Annotated in this window: 14 protein-coding genes, 1 pseudogene and 1 riboswitch; of the genes and pseudogenes, 12 read left to right on the top strand and 3 right to left on the bottom strand. The window is 44.8% G+C overall.

The genetic code is table 11. The features are described 5' to 3' along the window. The first annotated feature begins 3 nt into the window (after positions 1–3). From AACV32_RS08790 to AACV32_RS08765, 6 genes are all read left to right on the top strand, one after another. On the top strand, positions 4–702 hold the full coding sequence (locus tag AACV32_RS08790) for a 1-pyrroline-5-carboxylate dehydrogenase (protein WP_017042347.1): 699 nt from the start codon (positions 4–6) through the stop codon (positions 700–702). Between the two features lie 68 nt (positions 703–770). Next, positions 771–2,261 carry a sodium/proline symporter PutP gene (putP, locus tag AACV32_RS08785; RefSeq protein WP_170894924.1) on the top strand — a complete coding sequence of 497 codons (1,491 nt, stop codon included), beginning with the start codon at positions 771–773 and terminating at the stop codon, positions 2,259–2,261. A gap of 215 nt (positions 2,262–2,476) precedes the next feature. Further along, the gene (locus tag AACV32_RS08780; RefSeq protein ID WP_013868195.1) at positions 2,477–2,704 is read left to right on the top strand and encodes a hypothetical protein; all 228 of its coding nucleotides are present in this window, start codon (positions 2,477–2,479) and stop codon (positions 2,702–2,704) included. 218 nt (positions 2,705–2,922) lie between these two features. Beyond that, positions 2,923–4,812, top strand: coding sequence for a methyl-accepting chemotaxis protein (locus tag AACV32_RS08775; protein WP_013868194.1), 1,890 nt, complete (start codon positions 2,923–2,925; stop codon positions 4,810–4,812). 221 nt (positions 4,813–5,033) lie between these two features. After that, positions 5,034–5,516, top strand: a complete 483-nt coding sequence (locus AACV32_RS08770) for an Lrp/AsnC family transcriptional regulator (protein WP_170894923.1) — start codon at positions 5,034–5,036, stop codon at positions 5,514–5,516. A 21-nt stretch (positions 5,517–5,537) separates the two neighbouring features. Next, positions 5,538–6,953, top strand: a complete 1,416-nt coding sequence (locus tag AACV32_RS08765; RefSeq protein ID WP_170894922.1) for a coniferyl aldehyde dehydrogenase — start codon at positions 5,538–5,540, stop codon at positions 6,951–6,953. Here the strand turns inward: AACV32_RS08765 and AACV32_RS08760 are convergent. After that, positions 6,950–8,848, bottom strand: coding sequence for an SgrR family transcriptional regulator (locus tag AACV32_RS08760; RefSeq protein WP_170894921.1), 1,899 nt, complete (start codon positions 8,846–8,848; stop codon positions 6,950–6,952). The genes AACV32_RS08765 and AACV32_RS08760 overlap by 4 nt on opposite strands. Before the next feature lie 145 nt (positions 8,849–8,993). Here AACV32_RS08760 and AACV32_RS08755 point away from each other — a divergent pair, with 145 nt between their 5' ends. From AACV32_RS08755 to AACV32_RS08740, 5 genes and pseudogenes are all read left to right on the top strand, one after another. Beyond that, on the top strand, positions 8,994–9,131 hold the full coding sequence (locus AACV32_RS08755) for a hypothetical protein (RefSeq protein WP_013868191.1): 138 nt from the start codon (positions 8,994–8,996) through the stop codon (positions 9,129–9,131). A gap of 181 nt (positions 9,132–9,312) precedes the next feature. After that, a riboswitch (FMN riboswitch) is annotated at positions 9,313–9,469 on the top strand. A gap of 92 nt (positions 9,470–9,561) precedes the next feature. Next, positions 9,562–10,218 (top strand): 3,4-dihydroxy-2-butanone-4-phosphate synthase, encoded by a 657-nt coding sequence (ribB, locus tag AACV32_RS08750; protein WP_017049362.1) that lies wholly within the window; start codon positions 9,562–9,564, stop codon positions 10,216–10,218. Positions 10,219–10,335: 117 nt separating this feature from the next. Further along, positions 10,336–11,028, top strand: a pseudogene (locus AACV32_RS17810) (methyl-accepting chemotaxis protein); the annotation flags it as partial. Between the two features lie 42 nt (positions 11,029–11,070). Continuing rightward, positions 11,071–11,451 carry a CZB domain-containing protein gene (locus AACV32_RS17805; protein WP_410001445.1) on the top strand — a complete coding sequence of 127 codons (381 nt, stop codon included), beginning with the start codon at positions 11,071–11,073 and terminating at the stop codon, positions 11,449–11,451. A gap of 120 nt (positions 11,452–11,571) precedes the next feature. Continuing rightward, entirely contained in the window at positions 11,572–12,054 is a 483-nt protein-coding gene (locus AACV32_RS08740; protein WP_038148283.1) for a YehS family protein, read from the top strand. Between the two features lie 129 nt (positions 12,055–12,183). Here AACV32_RS08740 and AACV32_RS08735 read toward each other — a convergent pair whose 3' ends face one another. Beyond that, the gene (locus AACV32_RS08735; protein WP_017049364.1) at positions 12,184–13,845 is read right to left on the bottom strand and encodes a methyl-accepting chemotaxis protein; all 1,662 of its coding nucleotides are present in this window, start codon (positions 13,843–13,845) and stop codon (positions 12,184–12,186) included. Positions 13,846–14,135: 290 nt separating this feature from the next. On the opposite strand from AACV32_RS08735, the gene AACV32_RS08730 reads away from it, so the two are divergent. Beyond that, complete coding sequence (locus AACV32_RS08730; RefSeq protein WP_026027197.1) at positions 14,136–14,492, top strand: YibL family ribosome-associated protein; 357 nt, start codon at positions 14,136–14,138, stop codon at positions 14,490–14,492. Between the two features lie 62 nt (positions 14,493–14,554). Here AACV32_RS08730 and malT read toward each other — a convergent pair whose 3' ends face one another. Further along, positions 14,555–17,263: an HTH-type transcriptional regulator MalT gene (gene malT / locus AACV32_RS08725; RefSeq protein ID WP_017049366.1), complete on the bottom strand. Its 2,709-nt coding sequence runs from the start codon at positions 17,261–17,263 to the stop codon at positions 14,555–14,557. Between the last annotated feature and the right edge of the window lie 281 nt (positions 17,264–17,544).

Here is a 17,544-nt window from a genome sequence, read left to right as displayed (position 1 = left end):
AGCATGGTTCATCAAGTAACACGTTTTTCTGACGCTTTTTCAGCATGGGAAAATTGGAATATCACCGATTTTGATTCTAAATGTGAGTGCTTACTTTCATTTAAAAATCTACTAGAAAGCGCTATGCCACAACTGGCAACAGTGATTTCTTATCATCTTCATCAGGCATCGGCGCTGTTGGCGCATTCGCATCAATTGATCGGTCCTACTGGAGAAACCAATGAGCTATACACCGCAGGTCGGGGCGTGGCTGTGATCATCCAAGGTGAGCACAGTGATAAAGCGCAACAGGCGGTGGCAGCTCAGCTTTGTGCCGCTCTTGTGGCAGGCAATAGCGTCGTCTTATGTAGTGACGATGCGATGTTGATTCGAACACTGCAAGCGGCATTTGAGCAGTCAACACTCCCTACTAATCTCATTCAGTTTACGTCTTTTGATGCTTATCATCCGTTGATGGCGTCGGACGTTCGAAGTGTAGGTTACGTTGGGAACACTTCGGTTGAGCGTAGCCTCAACCGTCAGCTAGCTGATCGTAATGGTGCGATTGTCAGCCTAGTTTCTGAAACGGACTTGAGCGCGATCCCCGTGGCTCATGATCCTCACTTATCGTTGCGCTTTATTACCGAGCGTACTCGCACAATAAATATAACAGCAGTGGGTGGTAATGCGACCTTGCTTGAGCTTGGTAGCGAAACCCATTAATCCTTTCTGTTTTATCCTCTTCTTCGGAAGAGGACATGGAAGGCGATCTTTTAAAGAGGACAAACACAATGGAAAATAGCTTTGCTATTACAACCACCTTTATCCTGTATCTTATTTTGATGCTGGCTATTGGTGTGGTCGCATACCTTCGAACGAAGAACTCCGCAGATTATTTCTTAGGAGGGCGATCATTGGGCCCTTGGCCTGCGGCTTTATCGGCGGGTGCATCTGATATGAGCGGTTGGTTATTGCTCGGTTTACCTGGTTACGCGTACGCCGCTGGTATTGAGGCTTTCTGGCTAGCGGGTGGCTTATTATTGGGCACATGGGCTAACTGGTTAGTGAATGCTAAGCGCTTGCGCACTTATAGCATCACGACAGATTCATTAACATTACCTGAATTTTTATCACGCCGTTTTAATGATAAATCTAAACTGATTCAAACCATTTCAGCCTTCTTTATTTTGCTGTTCTTCCTCTTTTATACCAGTTCTGGCCTTGTGGCTGGCGGTAAACTATTTGAAACGGTATTTGGTTTAGATTATTCAACCGCAGTTATTATTGGCACCATTTGTGTGGTCTCCTACACACTGTTTGGTGGATTTTTAGCCGTTTCTTGGACTGACTTAGTGCAAGGCCTATTGATGGCAGCGGCATTAATGATTGTGCCCATCGCGGCAATCAACGGTGGTTTGGGTCAACTGAGTCAAGATCTATCCGCAATAAACCCAGAGCTACTGACGCTGTGGCATGATGTGAAAGGTGAGCCGTTAACGGGCGTTGCCATTATCTCATTAATGGCATGGGGGCTTGGTTATTTTGGTCAACCCCATATTTTGGCGCGCTTTAAAGCGTCTCGCTCAAATAAAGATCTCACCACAGCACGTCGTATTGCGGTCATTTGGACCGGTTTATCCATGGCGGGAGCCTTGTTGGTTGGCTTAGTTGGGCTTGTTTATGTGACGAACACCAGTTCGCTGGAGCTGGCAGATGGTGAAAAAATCTTCATGCTGCTAGTGAATGCGATTTTCCATCCAGTTATTGCAGGTATTTTGCTTGCGGCTATTCTTGCGGCAATTATGAGTACCGCTGACTCGCAATTATTAGTTTCTTCCTCGGCGCTAGCGGAAGATTTTTACAAGCAAGTCATCAAGCAAGATGCAACGTCGGAGGAGATCGTTCGTGTTGGCCGCTTTGCTGTGATTCTAATTTCTATCGTTGCGTTAGTGCTGGCCATGACACCAGATAGTTCCGTACTCGGCTTAGTCTCGTATGCATGGGCGGGCTTTGGCGCCGCATTTGGCCCAGCAGTGGTATTGAGCCTTTATTGGTCTCGAATGAACCGCAATGGTGCACTAGCCGGCATTATTGTTGGTGGCGTGACAATTGTGGTTTGGAAACAACTGTCTGGCGGTTGGTTTGATGTGTATGAAATTGTTCCTGGGATCATTTTCTCTGTACTTGCGATCCTTGTGGTGAGCTTAGCGACAGCTGAACCCGAAGAGAGCGTGAGAGCACAGCACGTGACCTTTAAAAAGCAGCTGGTTGAACTAGATTGACATTCATACCGTTGTTCAATAACTAGCCCCTTTCTGAGGGGCTTTTTTGTACAGGTTAGATTGTGTAGTGTGCCTAGCAGAAAATAAGGAGATTGGGATGGACGTTTTTTGAAGATAGCTCACGAAACACACACTAAAGTTTGAGAAAAATGAACCTGTAGGCGCAAAATGTGTCAATTATCAATAATGATGCAAATTGTAGGGATTATTGGACCATGTCAAAAGCTTATTGCACCTGTTGTCGTAAAGAGACACCACATAAAGTCGTGATGAAGCGCTGTCAGTCAGAACCTTGTTCAACGTGGCAAGGTGTTCAAAAGTTTTTTGCGCTCATTATACAAGGTGAACCTCATTACAAAATGGAAAAGCAAGGTTTTTGCCGAGTATGTAATCACCCATCAACATTAAGCCACACCGACTTCTCACGCGTCCGCGTTCTCTAAATACTTCCAGCACTGCGCTAAGTTTTTTGGCGTAGTGCGCCTCTCGCTCAAAAGATAATTTTGCTTTTATTCGGCTGACTAAGTTTGATTTAGCGCACATTCACGTGCCGTTCTATTGCACGAGTGTCAAGTATTGGGAACTTAGGCAAAGTAATAATCCATAGTTGTAATACTCTCAAGCCCATTACTTTGGTGAACAAGCTTCAAGGAGCATTGCAATGCAATTGAGTTTAAAGAGAAAAATGGTGTTCTCTGTGGTTGCTGCTATTACATTGACAGCCGCTGCATTGGTTATGGTTGGCTATCAAACCTTTAAAACCGACAGCTGGAGAGCGATTGAGAGTGAAGCGCGTAATACATTACAGGCTCATGCAAAAGGGATTGGTGACTGGTTTAATGGCAAACAAAAAACGCTGCTAGGATTAAAAAACGAAATCGAGCGTAATCCACAATTAGACATTGTTCCTCACCTACGCCAAACCTTGGAGTCTGGTGAGTTTGGGCTGAGTTATTACGGTAATGAACAGGGCGATATGATCCGCAATGACGGATCGCGTAACCAAAATGGTTATGATCCTCGTGAGCGTGGTTGGTATAAAGAAGCCAAAGTCGCGGGTAAACCGATCACAACCGCCCCCTACGTCAGCGTTACCATGCAAACCTTAGTGGTGACATTGGCAGAACCTGTCCGTCAAAATGGCCAACTGATTGGCGTCGCCGCTTCCAATTTAGCTTTGGGTAAATTGATCAAGGACGTCTTAGCTATTGAGGTTCCCGGGAAGGGCAATGCTATTTTGGTGAATACCAAGGGGCTAATTGTTGCCCATCCCAATCAAGAGCTTATTTTAAAACCTACCCAAGAAATGGCCTCACAACTGACCATTCAAAGCATATCAGAGGCGGCAAATTCTCAATTACCACTCTTTGTTGATATTGATGGTCAGGCCAAAGTATTGATGGCGCAAAGTATTGAACATACCGACTGGCTGTTGGTTATGGTGATGGACAAAACTGTTCTTGAACAGCCACTCAATGACATGCTATTGAAACAGAGCTTGATTGGCTTGATGATTTTAGTGATCTTGGCATTAGCGACCTCATGGTTCGTCGCTCGTCAGTTGAATGAGTTGAGTAATATTGCTCAAGCTTTGTCAGATATCGCCGAAGGTGATGGCGATTTAACCCGTCGTTTAGCCGTTCGCAGTGATGATGAAGTCGGTATCTTAGCGGATAAGTTCAATAAATTTGTCGATCGCATCCATGTCATGGTGCAAAGCGTGCGTGATGTTTCCGTCTCCCTTAACCAAGGAGCGACACAGGCCGCGAGCTCAGCCAGTCAACGTAGTGAACGGATTCGTACTCAACAAGATGAAATTACTATGGTTGCAACAGCGGTAACTGAAATGGCGTCTGCGACCGCTGAAATTGCGGGCAATGCTGATAATACCGCTAAAAATGCCAATGAATCGGTTGAGCTTGGTGCACAAGGCTATCGCCAGATGCAGCAAAGCAAACAGTCAATCAATCAGTTAGCACAAGAGCTTAGCAGTGCTGTGGGCATCATTGGTGAATTAGAAGTGCACGCTAATGAGATTTCAACCATTCTGTCGACCATTCGCTCGATTGCAGAGCAGACAAATTTGTTGGCCTTGAATGCGGCGATTGAAGCGGCGCGCGCCGGAGAGCAAGGTCGTGGCTTTGCCGTTGTAGCTGATGAAGTCCGAGTGCTTTCTCAGCGTACTCATGCCTCTACCGAGGAGATCCAGTCTAAAATTTCCGGTTTGCAAAAGGTAACGACCAATGCTGTTTCTGTCATGACGGAAAGCCATAAACTGGTCGAAACAAGTGTGCAAGATGTGAACCATACAGGAGAAAGCTTACACGCAATCAGCGAAGCCATTCAGATGATCAGTGATATGGCGACACAAATTGCATCAGCAGCAGAAGAGCAATCTTTGGTGACAGCGGATATTAATGGTAACACCGAATCGGTACGTGAAGTCAGCGACCAACTCGCCAGTGATGCGCAAAATGCAGTGCAACAAGCTCATGAAATGCACCGTTTAGCGAATGAGTTAGATAAAGAAATTTCTCGCTTCAAACTGTAATCATCTCAACATACTCAAAGTAAAGAGGCGATAAATAGATTACAACCCAGAAAGTGGGTGCTTGCTCACTTTCTTTTCCTTTTTTCTCCTCAGTCTTTTTATTATAACGTTCCCCTATTCTATGTGATTTATATCACAATGCCTTGTGATGATAGGTTGGTTTAACGCTGTAAGCCATTATTGTATGCCATATCACTTTTTTTAGAGCGCCGTGCAAAACCATGAGCCTAGACCGCATCGACCAAAAGATCTTACGTATTTTGCACAGTAAAGGACGGCTTCCCGTTGTTGAGCTAGCAAAGTTGGTGAATTTAACCACATCTCCTTGTTCTGATCGTGTCAAACGCTTAGAAAAGGAAGGGTATATCAAAGGCTACCATGCAGAACTGTGCCCAGAAAAGTTAGGTCTGGATGTACAAGTGTTCATTCATATTCGATTGGATCAAACCAGTTTCTCTATTTTTGAGCGTTTTTCACAAGCAGTGGCGGACATCCCAGAAATTGAAGCATGTTATTCATTGTCCGGTGATTTTGACACCATGATCAAAGTGAGAGTGAAAGATATGAAAGCCTACCAAAGTTTTATGTCTGGCAAGTTGGGGACATTGCCGGGAGTGATTCAAACGCGCAGTGAATTTGTGATTGAAGAACATAAAGCCAGCTTTGGCATTAATCCTGAGCTCATTTCCAAGACGCTGCCTTAGCTGCGAATGAGGTGAAATACGGTGCAAGAAACAGAACAGCAACAGCCCTTAACTAAAGACGTTACGACACTTTTTACTAGGTTAAAACAGCAGACAATAGCAGAGCCGTATCCTAGCCTTGAGCAAAGACGTATTTGGTTGCAGCGTTTAAAAACCGCGTTACTCAGTGAACAGGCCGCGCTCGTTGAGGCCTTAAATCAGGATTATGGTTATCGAAGTCGCTTTGATAGTACGGTTTGCGATCTGCTACCGGCCGTTTCACACATTAATTACACGCTAAAACACCTCAAATCGTGGACAAAATCGCAATCGCGTCATGCAGGTTGGCTATTATTGCCGTCGACAGTGAGCGTTCACTATCAACCCTTGGGCGTTGTGGGGGTGATTGTACCTTGGAATTTTCCTATCGTGCTCAGTATGGCTCCATTAGTCACAGCATTGGCAGCAGGTAATCGCGCTATGGTCAAATTGAGCGAATATACGCCTTGCACCAACCAAGTGTTGATGCGTATTTTTGCGACGGTCGATGAAGCGGTTGATACTGTAGAAGGTGGGGCTGACGTTGCCGCACAGTTCAGTGCGTTACCCTTTGATCATCTGTTATTTACGGGGTCAACACCGGTAGGTAAATTGGTTGCCCAAGCGGCTGCGAAAAACCTAACACCAGTAACGTTAGAGCTTGGTGGAAAATCCCCCGTGATCATTGCACCTGATGCTGACCTTGCGCGCAGCGTTGATAACATCATGCTTGGCAAAGCCATCAATGCAGGGCAGATCTGTGTTGCTCCTGATTATGTTTTACTGCCGGAAGGCAAACAACAAGCCTTTGTGGAGCTCTATCTGCAACGCTTTAAGCGCTATTTTTCCACTAAAGATGGCTATGATACGTCACATATTATTAATCAAACCCAGTTTGATAGGCTGCAGCAATACTTAGACGATGCTAAACAAAAAGGGGCCACATTGCATCCCGTAGAAGGCGATGCAAAAGCGGGCACGTATCAATTTTTGCCTTGCTTAGTGACGAATGTGAAGGTTGATATGTTGTTATCCCAACATGAGATATTTGGCCCCATATTGCCGATATTGAGCTATCACAGTTTGGATGAAGCGATAGCTTATATCAACGCTCGCCCACGTCCGTTAGCTTTATATTTAATGAGTGATGATCACGAGCTGATCAAACAGGTTAGTACACAAACGCATAGTGGTGGCCTAGCTGTGAACGATACTCTGTTGCATGTGGCCGCCGATGATGCCCCCTTTGGCGGTATTGGCGATTCTGGGGTTGGGCACTATCACGGGATTGAAGGTTTTAAGACCTTTTCACACGCCAAAACCGTATTGTTTTCTAAGCGTTGGTTGCCACGTAGCCAGTGGATGCTGCGTTATCGTTTAGTGATGCTGGCAATATTACGCAGGCTATTTATTCGCTAATCAATGGACCACACATTTTTAATATCAGGCCATCCCCAGTTGGTCAGTGCAACATCTTTGAGCACCCCCTGAAAGCGTAATGTTTGCTTATGATGGAACAAAGGGACGAGGCAGTATTCGTTGATCAAACTCGATGCTAGCGGTTCCAACGCGATAAGGTAGTGTGTCAATGGTGTCGTTGACCGAATGTCGATTAACGCTTTGAGCAGCCATTGGCTCTCTGCAGGGCCAATGCAATGGTGCAACATTGGGTTGCCAAATAAGTGACTAAATGCACTGAAATGCCGGTTGTCATCTAAATTAATATTGGTGATAACTATGGTCTCGTACAATTTGCCTTGCTGGGCCAGAAAATTCAATTCTCGGTAGGAGTAAATGTTGACGGCAGCAGCCAGCCCCATCTCCTCTAAAATATGTTTCACACCGAAGGCGCAATGAATCAGTACCGTGTAGTCATAGACGGCAATCGAGATTTGATTTGGCAGGCTTGCTTTGGGCGCTGGTGGTCGCACCACAGGTTGCCATACTGGCAGTAGGTTACTGGCAACGACTGCGTCAAACTTAGTTGGTTGTTGTGCTAAATAGTGCTCTAGTTTTTCTCCAGATATCTCGGTAGCTAGGTAGCGTTTCTGATTTTCATTAAGAGGTGAATGAGCACCTTGATTGAACAAAATAAACATGCAACCATCTTCCACTCTTGATGATTGATTAGAGGTGATGGTCGCCAGTTCTTCAACGTTACTCAGCTCTACATCGTGGTGGCAAGAGATGTTTTGTTGCTGATTTTTTTGTTTGATATGCATGCCTTGAGGGTACAGCTCGTCTTCATTTAAAATCCAAATTGTGACGTGATCCGTTAAAGCTCGGCAGCCATAGAATTGGTCAAATGCGCTTAAAATGAGTTTGTGAGGTGAGTGATCTTGAACTTGAAATGGGCCACAACCTGTCACCATTGGGGAGTATGCATTGTTCACTTGGCTGGCTGGTTGAATGGAATATTTGACGCCAGAGAGCAACCCTGCAAATCCTAAATCAGATTGATTAAGAGAAAATACTACTTTTTGTGGTTGTGGTGCGCTTACATCAACCAAATGCGCGAGCTCTTTTTTGTACTCTTCCAAACTAGAGAGTTTGGCAAATAAACTCACGATCGTATTAGCATCAATCGGTGAGCCATCGTGAAACGCTAATCCGGGGCGAAGATAAAATACCCACTGAAAATGTTGTGCATCATACTCCCAGTGATGGGCTAATTCTGGATGAAAGCGTCCTTGTTCATCACACTGGATGAGGCAGCAATAGATTTGCCTGAGCAGAAATCGCTCACTACTACGCTGTATTTGATGGGGCACTAGCCGTTCAAATGGTCGTTTATACGTCAGTTGAATGTGTAAGCGACCTTCGCGAATAGATGCGCCGGAAGTACTTTGCAACAAACGCCCAAACACTACCTCATCATTATCCAGTATGGTTAAGGCTTTTTCATATTTCCCAGCCAAAATTTGCTCTTTCGCGAGCATTTGTTTGATTGTGTCTAAATCGAGGTTCAGGCGCAGTATCGAGCGTTGGTTACGTCCGACTTTGGGTTGCCACTTGAGCCAACCTTGTTGCTGCATTTTAGCCACCAGATTTCGTGCATGACGCGGTGAGGTGAATAAACATTCTGCAACCTGTGTTAACGACACTTTAATCTCTTGACCCACACCAAGCACGGTCAGGCGTGTGTAATAACGTAATAAAGTAAGATCAGACACTCGCAAATCCTCTGGATGAAAGGGAAGAGATAGGCAGTTCAGTTCTTCGCACGGCCTTGCGCTTTGCCCTCCTTGATGGTCAAGTTGTTTGGGTATAGTAGCGAATTTATGAAGAACTAAATAAGAAATATTAATGATCATTTGTTCCTCATTTATTGATTTTTAGTTTTTAAATATCGTTTTAAGGCTAATTTCGATGATATGAGGAATTAAAAAATAAAAAATTCTCAGTTTTTGTATTCCTTGTTTTGATTCACAATCAACGCATCGATAGCTGAGGAGGTGAATGATGAACGACCCCATAACGACTGACACCAAACAGCCAACACCGCTGGCGATCTATTACCGCCAGCGTTTAGAAAAATCACGTAACCCTATAGAGGTAATGGCGATTTTAGCTCTGATTCATTTATGTCACTGGTGACCATGAATAAAGGCATCTTGCATACCCTAAACTCTTGAGTTAGCTATGCTCCTGTTACCCCCAACTGCATAATTGCAGGATGCCTTTCCTTTTCGATGCACATCACTTTTTCTTCGTCCTACTTTTCATCTTTATCGTAAACGACTACCATGACATCGCTTTTTTAAAGCCAATTTATATTTTAAATTCTCAGGGCGGGGTGAAATTCCCCACCGGCGGTGTGTTTGTTTTTTCAGTTGAGAAGGCAGATGAGCCCGCGAGCGCTCGATGTATCGAGGTCAGCAGATCTGGTGAAAAACCAGAGCCGACGGTTATAGTCCGGATGAGAGAGAATGAAGAGACGCCAGTTAGTTCGCTAGCTGGTGCAATTTGTTTTGGATTTGATCCCTCATAGCAGCCCTGATTCTGGTGATTTTTTAGGAGTACAACCATGAATCAGCTATCTCTACTTGCCAAATTTGGCGACCCTATTACTCGTGTTGAAAACGCACTGTCTGCGCTTAAAGAAGGGCGAGGCGTGTTGTTGCTTGATGATGAAGATCGTGAAAATGAAGGCGATATCATTTATGCGGTTGAGTCACTGACCACACAACAAATGGCACTGATGATCCGTGAATGCAGTGGCATCGTCTGCCTATGTTTGACCGATGAACAGGCTAATCAACTACAACTGCCCCCGATGGTAATGCATAACAATAGCGCAAACCAAACCGCTTTTACTGTCTCGATTGAAGCAAAAACAGGTGTAACTACGGGCGTTTCAGCGCAAGACCGAGTGACCACAATAAAAACCGCGGCCCGCTTTGATGCTAAAGCCGATGATCTTGCACGCCCCGGCCATGTCTTCCCACTTCGCGCTCGGGCGGGGGGCGTTTTGGCTCGTCGTGGGCATACAGAAGGGACGGTTGATCTTATGCAAATGGCGGGTTTAATGCCTGCGGGCGTATTGTGTGAACTCACCAATCCTGACGGTTCCATGGCCAAAACACCCGAGATCGTTGCGTTCGGGCAAAAGCACAATATGCCTGTATTGACGATTGAAGATATGGTGCTGTATCGAACAAGACTTGAACTCAAACAGGTTTAATGAATGTCGAAGGGAGGCTAGGTGCGTCCCTTCACATTACTCCGATTTAATCTTCTCATTTTGAAATGAGAAGTGCATAAAATTATTAACGTTCGATTAAACTTATGTAGATTGACGATGTTATTTTTGCCGAGGTTGAGCATGCTATTTAATAAGAAAATGCAAAAAGAAAATGATGATTTGAAGGCTCAGATAGCTGCATTACAAGCACAGCAAAGACTTGAGCAACAAAAGTGGCAAGATGAAATTCAGCAGCTAAAAGAACAGCTGGCCTTATTGCGTACATCAACTCAATTAGAGTCTGATTTGATGGCCAGCCATTTGAGTGGTAGCCACATGCTAGAAGCCATCCGTTCTGGTCTGGCTCACAATGCTGAGAATTTATTGCGTGAGAACGAATCACTGAAGCAACTGAATAGTATTTTTGGTCAGACAAGCACAGCAATTAATCACTTATCTTCTCGAGCAGAAAAAATTGCAGAATACGCTCACGCCAGTATGGAGTCGGTGACTGTTCTAGATAAAACAACCATTTCGATTGGCCAGTTAGTCGGCACGATCCAAGAGATTTCGCAACAGACCAATTTATTGGCACTGAATGCAGCTATTGAAGCGGCACGCGCAGGTGAAGCGGGTCGAGGTTTCGCGGTCGTGGCCGATGAAGTACGGGCATTAGCTTCCAAAGCCAATGATGCCAGCACTAAGATTGAATCTTTAGTTGGGCAAGTTCAGAACCAAACGGAAAGTATTAAAGGTTCAGTGAATCAGAGTCAAGAATGTGCAATCGAAGTAGAAAATGCTTCAAATGAATTAAAACAGACGGTAACAATCGTTTTAGACAAATCAAAACAAATGCAAGAAGTTATTCGTATTGCGACGGCGTGTTCTTTCCTTGATACGGTGAAATTGGATCACGCAGTTTGGAAAAATGAAGTGTACGATCACATCCTCAATCGTCGGTTTGAACATGGGATGAATACTCATCAAGAGTGCCGTCTAGGTAAATGGTATTTTGAGGGTGATGGTGCGCGTGAATACAGCCAGCTTCCCAGCTTTGCTGGTTTGAATGCTCCTCATAAATTGGTGCATGATTCAGGAAAGAGTGCACTGAAGTTTGGTCAGAATGGTGATTGGACACAACTGATTAAGCAAGTTGATACTATGGAATTGGCCAGTAAATCGGTGGTTGATTCGATAGACCGATTACTAAAAGAGGTAGTAAACACACATTAAACTCAGACCGGTATTACGTAAAATAGATAGGTGTCCGATCGCTCTTCTGCTACAGTGGCGCGCTATTTCTTCACAGTCTGTCATCTTGATGGCACTGGAAATCTAACCCTAGGATCAATTTTGACCAATAACGATATTTTACGCCGTATTCGCTACACTTTTGACTTTAAAGACTCAGCTATGGTTGAGATTTTTGCTGCGGCGGACGGCTGCGTTACTCAAGAGCAAGTGACTACTTGGCTAAACAAAGAGACGGAATCTGTGTTGAGTGATGTGGATCTAGCGATATTTCTCAATGGTTTAATCAATACAAAGCGTGGTAAACGCGATGGTGAACAACCTCAGCCTGAAACACGCTTAACCAATAATATGATTTTCATGAAATTGCGTATTGCGCTGGATATGAAAGCAGAAGATATTTTAGACACATTAGCTTTCATCGATTTTCGTTTAAGTAAGCACGAGCTCAATGCATTTTTCCGCAAGCCTGACAATAAACACTACCGTGAATGTAAAGATCAGATCCTGCGTAACTTTTTAATGGGTGTTCAGCGTCAACTGCGTCCAGAAGATAAACGCGAATATCAAGAAAAAATCGATTAAACCAAAGAAATCTCCTGTAAGTCATTAGGGATCTCTTCATTGAAAAAAGCCATGTCGACATGGCTTTTTTACTTAGTGATCAACGATTTTCATTCTGACGCTTACGAATATCAGTTTTACCTCTTCTTGCTAAACTTTAAAGCGGTCCACCAACTCATAGAGTTCGTTGGCTCGGCTATTCAACTGCTGGCTACCCGCTTGGTTCTGATTAGCCAGTTCAGCCGATTGACTACTTTGATCAGATATCACCACAATGCGCTCTGATATCTCTTGCCCAACAATACTTTGCTCTTCTGTTGCAGTTGCGATCAGCGCGTTCATATCCATAATCGTGGCAATAGAGTCTTGAATTTTTTGTAATGCTGTCGATGCGGCATTGGCTTTTTCTACGGTGCTTAAGCTACGGCTTTGGCTTGAATCCATCGCTTTAACTGCGGCATCAGAGGCATTTTTCAGTTGCCCGATCATGGCATGAATTTGTCCTGTACTGTCTTGGGTACGGCTGGCTAATTTTCGGACTTCATCTGCTACTACGGCAAATCCTCGTCCTTGCTCGCCCGCGCGAGCCGCTTCAATCGCTGCGTTTAACGCCAGTAGATTGGTTTGTTCCGCAATATCTTGGATAACCGCAAGTAGAGACGAAATGTTTTTCACATCGCCTTCCAGTTTTGAAATCACAAGGCTCGCTTCAGCGACCTCTTTGGCGAGATCCTGTACCGATTGTGCGGCCGAATCAACAATCTCATGGGCATCTTTGGCGTTGTCGTCAGCATCTTTTGCTGATTGAGCGGCATGATGGGCGTTGTTCGAGATCTCTGTTGCAGTCGTGGTCATTTCTGTCATCGCTGTCGCTACTTGATCGGTCTCTTCACGTTGCCCTGATGCAATGGCGTCAACTTGTTGTGCTCGTTGTGTCATGTCATTGGTTTCATCCACAACCTGTTGCCCAACTTGGTGTACGCGCGCAATGATACTTTGCAAGCTGGAGACAAAGGCATTGAAGTTATCACTTAGTCTTGCAAATTCAGGGGCGTTGAATTTTTCCATTCTTGCAGTTAAATCAGCGTCACCGCTTGCAAATGAACGAATCGATAAATCAAATAGCTCGAGAGGACGCATGATACTGCGATTTAAAATGATGGCGAAAAAACCGACGATGAGGATAATGATCAAGCTCATCAAACCGATATTGACTAAACTGCTTTGCATATTTTCCGCAGCGAGTGTTTCCATGTTGGCGATTACGGCATCAATGTCATCGGTGTAAAAGCCAGTGCCTATCGTTAGATCCCATTGTGGCAAATAGGTAGAATAGGCCAATTTAGGTAGTGGTGTCGTCTCTCCCGGCTTGGGGAAATAGTAGGTAGTGAACTTATCTACTTTGGCATTTTTGATTAAATCTTGGATTAAATAGTTGCCATGCGTATCTTGCATGTTCCAAAAGTTATCGCCTAAACCAGCATTACTTTGGCCCAGTAGTAGTCGATCCCCTTTGCTATTGTAGCCAAAGATATAGCCACTATTTTCAAACGCGATGTCACGCAGTATGGTGATGGCTTCGCTGAGGGGAGCGTTCTTTTGTTTGAGTGATTTGAGCGCTGTATCGACAATTTGCAGATATGAACGCAGCTCATTTTGTTTCATCTCCATCATGCTAGCGCGGGTAGCAGCCATTTGTTCGTGATTCAGTTTTTGTGTTTCTGAAAAACTGAGATACATCATACTTAACGAAATAATCAGTAGCGGAACAATGGATAGCACGTAGAGTCTTTGGCGAATAGTCAGGCTCATGGTTATTTCCTGTTGTTATGTTATTGGCCTTGGTACTTTAACTGACGGTTGACATGCTCGTTGTTGTTATAAATATAGCTTAGCTAAGTTTGCGGCACCGCGTCTTACAAAGAGCATATTTTCATATGAAAAATGGGTGTTATGTCAAATTGGAATGCTAAGTAGAGTTGTTATGCCCTCTATGACTTGCCAGTGGCTTTCATTTCACCGGTTTAAGCTTATTTCTATATAGAGTATAGATAGGCTGTGATATACTCCGCGCCCACTTTACTTTCGAAGAGCCAGTGACCATGAGCCTGAAAAATGAAATTCAACAACTCAATAACCGTTTAGATACGTGTCGCCATAAGCTCGATGCGGCTAAAGGTCGTGGCGATCAAGTAATGATCAGCAAATTTACCGATGAAGTAGAACAACTGACGAAAAAGCTCGCTCAAGCAAAACACAAGCAAAATTATACGGTGAGCAAAGAGCGTAAGAGTTTGCTCGATATGCCATTTTCTCGTGAGTTGACCAAAGCCGAACAGGCGGATTTAGGTCAATTGAAAAAGTCAGTTAAAGGTTTAATCGTGGTACACCCGATGACAACAATGGGCAAAGAACTGCGTTTAGAAGTGATGACTGGTTTCGCTCCAAAAACCTTCTAACCGTCATTTTTTACGACAGAAAAGAGCCAGATTATCTGGCTCTTTTTGATCGTACCTGCGACTCAATAGCCCATAAGTTGCAATAAATTCTCGGCGGTGTGGATTGCCTCTTTGCGGTTAGCAATATTCAGTTTTTGGTATAGGTTGCGGATGTGGGTTTTGATGGTGGTTCCTGCGACATCCAGCTCTTGTGCAATTTGCTCATTGCTAAACCCAGAGTAGATAAGCCCCAAGACTTGCCATTCACGTTGAGTGAGTGGGCTGGTACGAACCAGTTCAGGAATATTTGGGTGATTAACCAGCTTCTCAACAAACTCTTCGTCGAAATGGACTGATCGGCTGCGCTGAGTGGTAGAGATCTCTTTCATTAACTGTTGTGCGCGGTGGCGTTCCAGATCTCCCAATTCGGATCGGCTAGAGAGTTTTTCCAACAAGTGGCCGATCTGCGAACCATCGATTAAAAAGTTACCCACCATACCCGTCTGATTGGTTAGCTGTAGCGCCTCTTTGAGTTTTTCTTTCGCCACTTCTTCATTGTGCACTGTGGTGGCTAGAACGGCTTCGAGGATCAAATTACGGTTTAGGTCAGTAATCAACTGATAAGTTTGCGCTTCGTGCTGCATAAACGTCAAAGTTTGAGTCGCATCTTCCAAATGACCTAAGTGAATCTGAACTCGAGCAATATTGCGCCATTGAAGCTGTGAAAAGTGATTGCATGCTTTTTCTGGTCGAATGGTGGTCTTGAGCCACTGCAACATTGCTTCATCATTGCCACGAGCTTGCCAAAATAGAATCAGTGAGAGCGAAGCATTCGCCGTCCAGTCTACGTGATAAGTCGATTGTTTTAGTAAGTGCTGTATTTGTTCGATGAACTTACCCGCTTTATCGAGTTCACCGCGGCCAATAGCAATACGTGCCAGCATAGAATAACTGTGCAGATGTTTGCTTGGAGAGTGGTTGCCCAATACGCGTAGTCCTTTATAAGCGCATTCTTCCGCTTCATCCAAGCGGTTCCAGCACCACAGGATTTGGGCACGTATCCGTAGTAAGAACTCATGCAATGGCACTTGCTGCAATTGCTGCTCTTCAATTAATTTGAAGGCAATATCCTGCACTTCAAAAGCGGCTTGCACATAACCTTGGGCAATCAAGATCTCGCTTTGCTGTAGTAATGCCCATAGCGCTTGATGGTAAACCTGATACTGGCGTGCCAGCTTTTCGGTTTGTTGCATCATCGAGAGTGCACGGCTTAATTGACCGAGCACGTGGTTCACTTCGCCGACGACTGAAGTGGCGACAATACGACTGCGGTAAACGGTGTGATCCAGTTGGCTCAGTGCTAACTCCGCAAGTTCTAAGGCTTTTTCTGGCTCATTTTGGTTGATCGCGACTTGAGCACGTAGGGCATTGAATTCGCCTTGTTCTTTGGTGCTTAGCTGAACATTGAGCGCTTTCATCTCGTTGGTCGATTTGGTTAGCAGATCCCCAACGTCAAAGTAGCGGTGCTGACTTTGAGCCAGCCAAGCTTGTAGCATACACAGTTTAGGCTCGCGATAGAGTTGGGCCGGAGAGAGTTGGTTAATGGCCTCTTCGAGAGCCAAAAGCTCGCCTTGGTTGAACATCTTCCAGCCAAATTGCGTCAAGATAGTAGCGAGTAAGTCAGTATCGTTGGCGAGCGTGGCGTGACGCAACGCTTGATGAGGTGTGGCTTCTTGCAACCAAGCGTGCGCGGCGGCACGGTGTAGATCCTGTTCCTGCTGCGGGATGCGCGCCAAGCGTTCATGAGAGAGGAATTCCGCAAATAAGTTGTGGAACCGGTACCAGTTGTGCTCACCTTCCAGTGGATAAATGAATAAACCATAGCGGTTGAGCGACTCAATCATGCTCAGCGCGTCGTCACGTTTGGTGAGTGCAGAGACTAACACGTCATTAAAGTGATCGAGCACCGAGCATTGCATCAAAAACTGGCGCGTTTCTTTATCGAGTAGATCAAACACTTCCTCAACTAAGTAATCCCATAAATGTGCATGATTAAACTGCGATACCGACTCCGCTGTCTGCGCCAACGTGCGCTTTTGGTGCTGTGCTTGTAAGGCAATCAATTGCAGTGCAGAGGGCCAGCCTTCGACATAGGTGCACAAGTTGTTGGCAGTATCATCATCCACGCCATCAGAGACCCGTTGATTAAAGAAGCGTGTTGTTTCTTCTGTATCAAAGGCGAGTAGCTCATTACCAATTTCTATCATCAAATCGCGTACGCGCAAGTTGGCCGTGCCTAATGGTGGTGTGGCACGGCTAGTGACGACCAGCGTTAGGTTGTCTGGCATGTGTTTGAGGAAAAAGCGCATCGCTTCGTGGATATCGTCATCGGCGATCAAATGGTAATCATCGAGAACCACATAGCACTCTTTGTTAAAGCCAGACATTTCCGAAAACACTTCACTAAATAACGAGTGTAAAGAAGAGAACTGGCGTCGCTCGGCCAGTTTTTGGGCATTTGGACAACTTTGCTGAGTCGCTTTATTAATCGCTTGCAGTAAGTAGTTGATAAATCGGAACGCATCATTGTCGCTTTCATCGATGCTATACCAACCCACATTGGTCTTGTCTGATAACCATTGCGCTGCCATTGTGGTTTTTCCATAACCAGCAGGCGAACGGAATAGCACGAGTTTGTAGCAAGGTGCTTGGGCAAGCAGCTCTAACACACGCGGGCGAACGATGGCGTTGTGTAGGCGGCCGGGACGAGTAAGCTTAGAAGGTATCCACATCTTCCAGATTCCATTTATTGTTCTTGTTACTGACTTAAAAGCTGATCGCAGCTTTGGAGGTGCTTAGTAAGAAGAGCATCATTATTTAGGAGTACACAAGTGAACTATCACTCATTTTGTGTGGATGTTACTTGATGTCGTGACGCACGTTTATTGATCCATCCCGAGATTCTTGCAGGATTCACATTTACTCATCATCTACGCCCTGTAATTGTGACTTTAATCACTAAAACTTCTTTGTTATGCGCTATATAAAAACTGAGCATGTACAAAATCTCATG

The sequence above is a fragment of the Vibrio sp. B7 genome, assembly GCF_963888765.1.
GTDB lineage: Bacteria > Pseudomonadota > Gammaproteobacteria > Enterobacterales > Vibrionaceae > Vibrio > Vibrio anguillarum.
The sequence above is the reverse complement of the archived record's forward strand: the minus strand, read 5'-3'. Positions and strand labels throughout refer to the sequence as shown.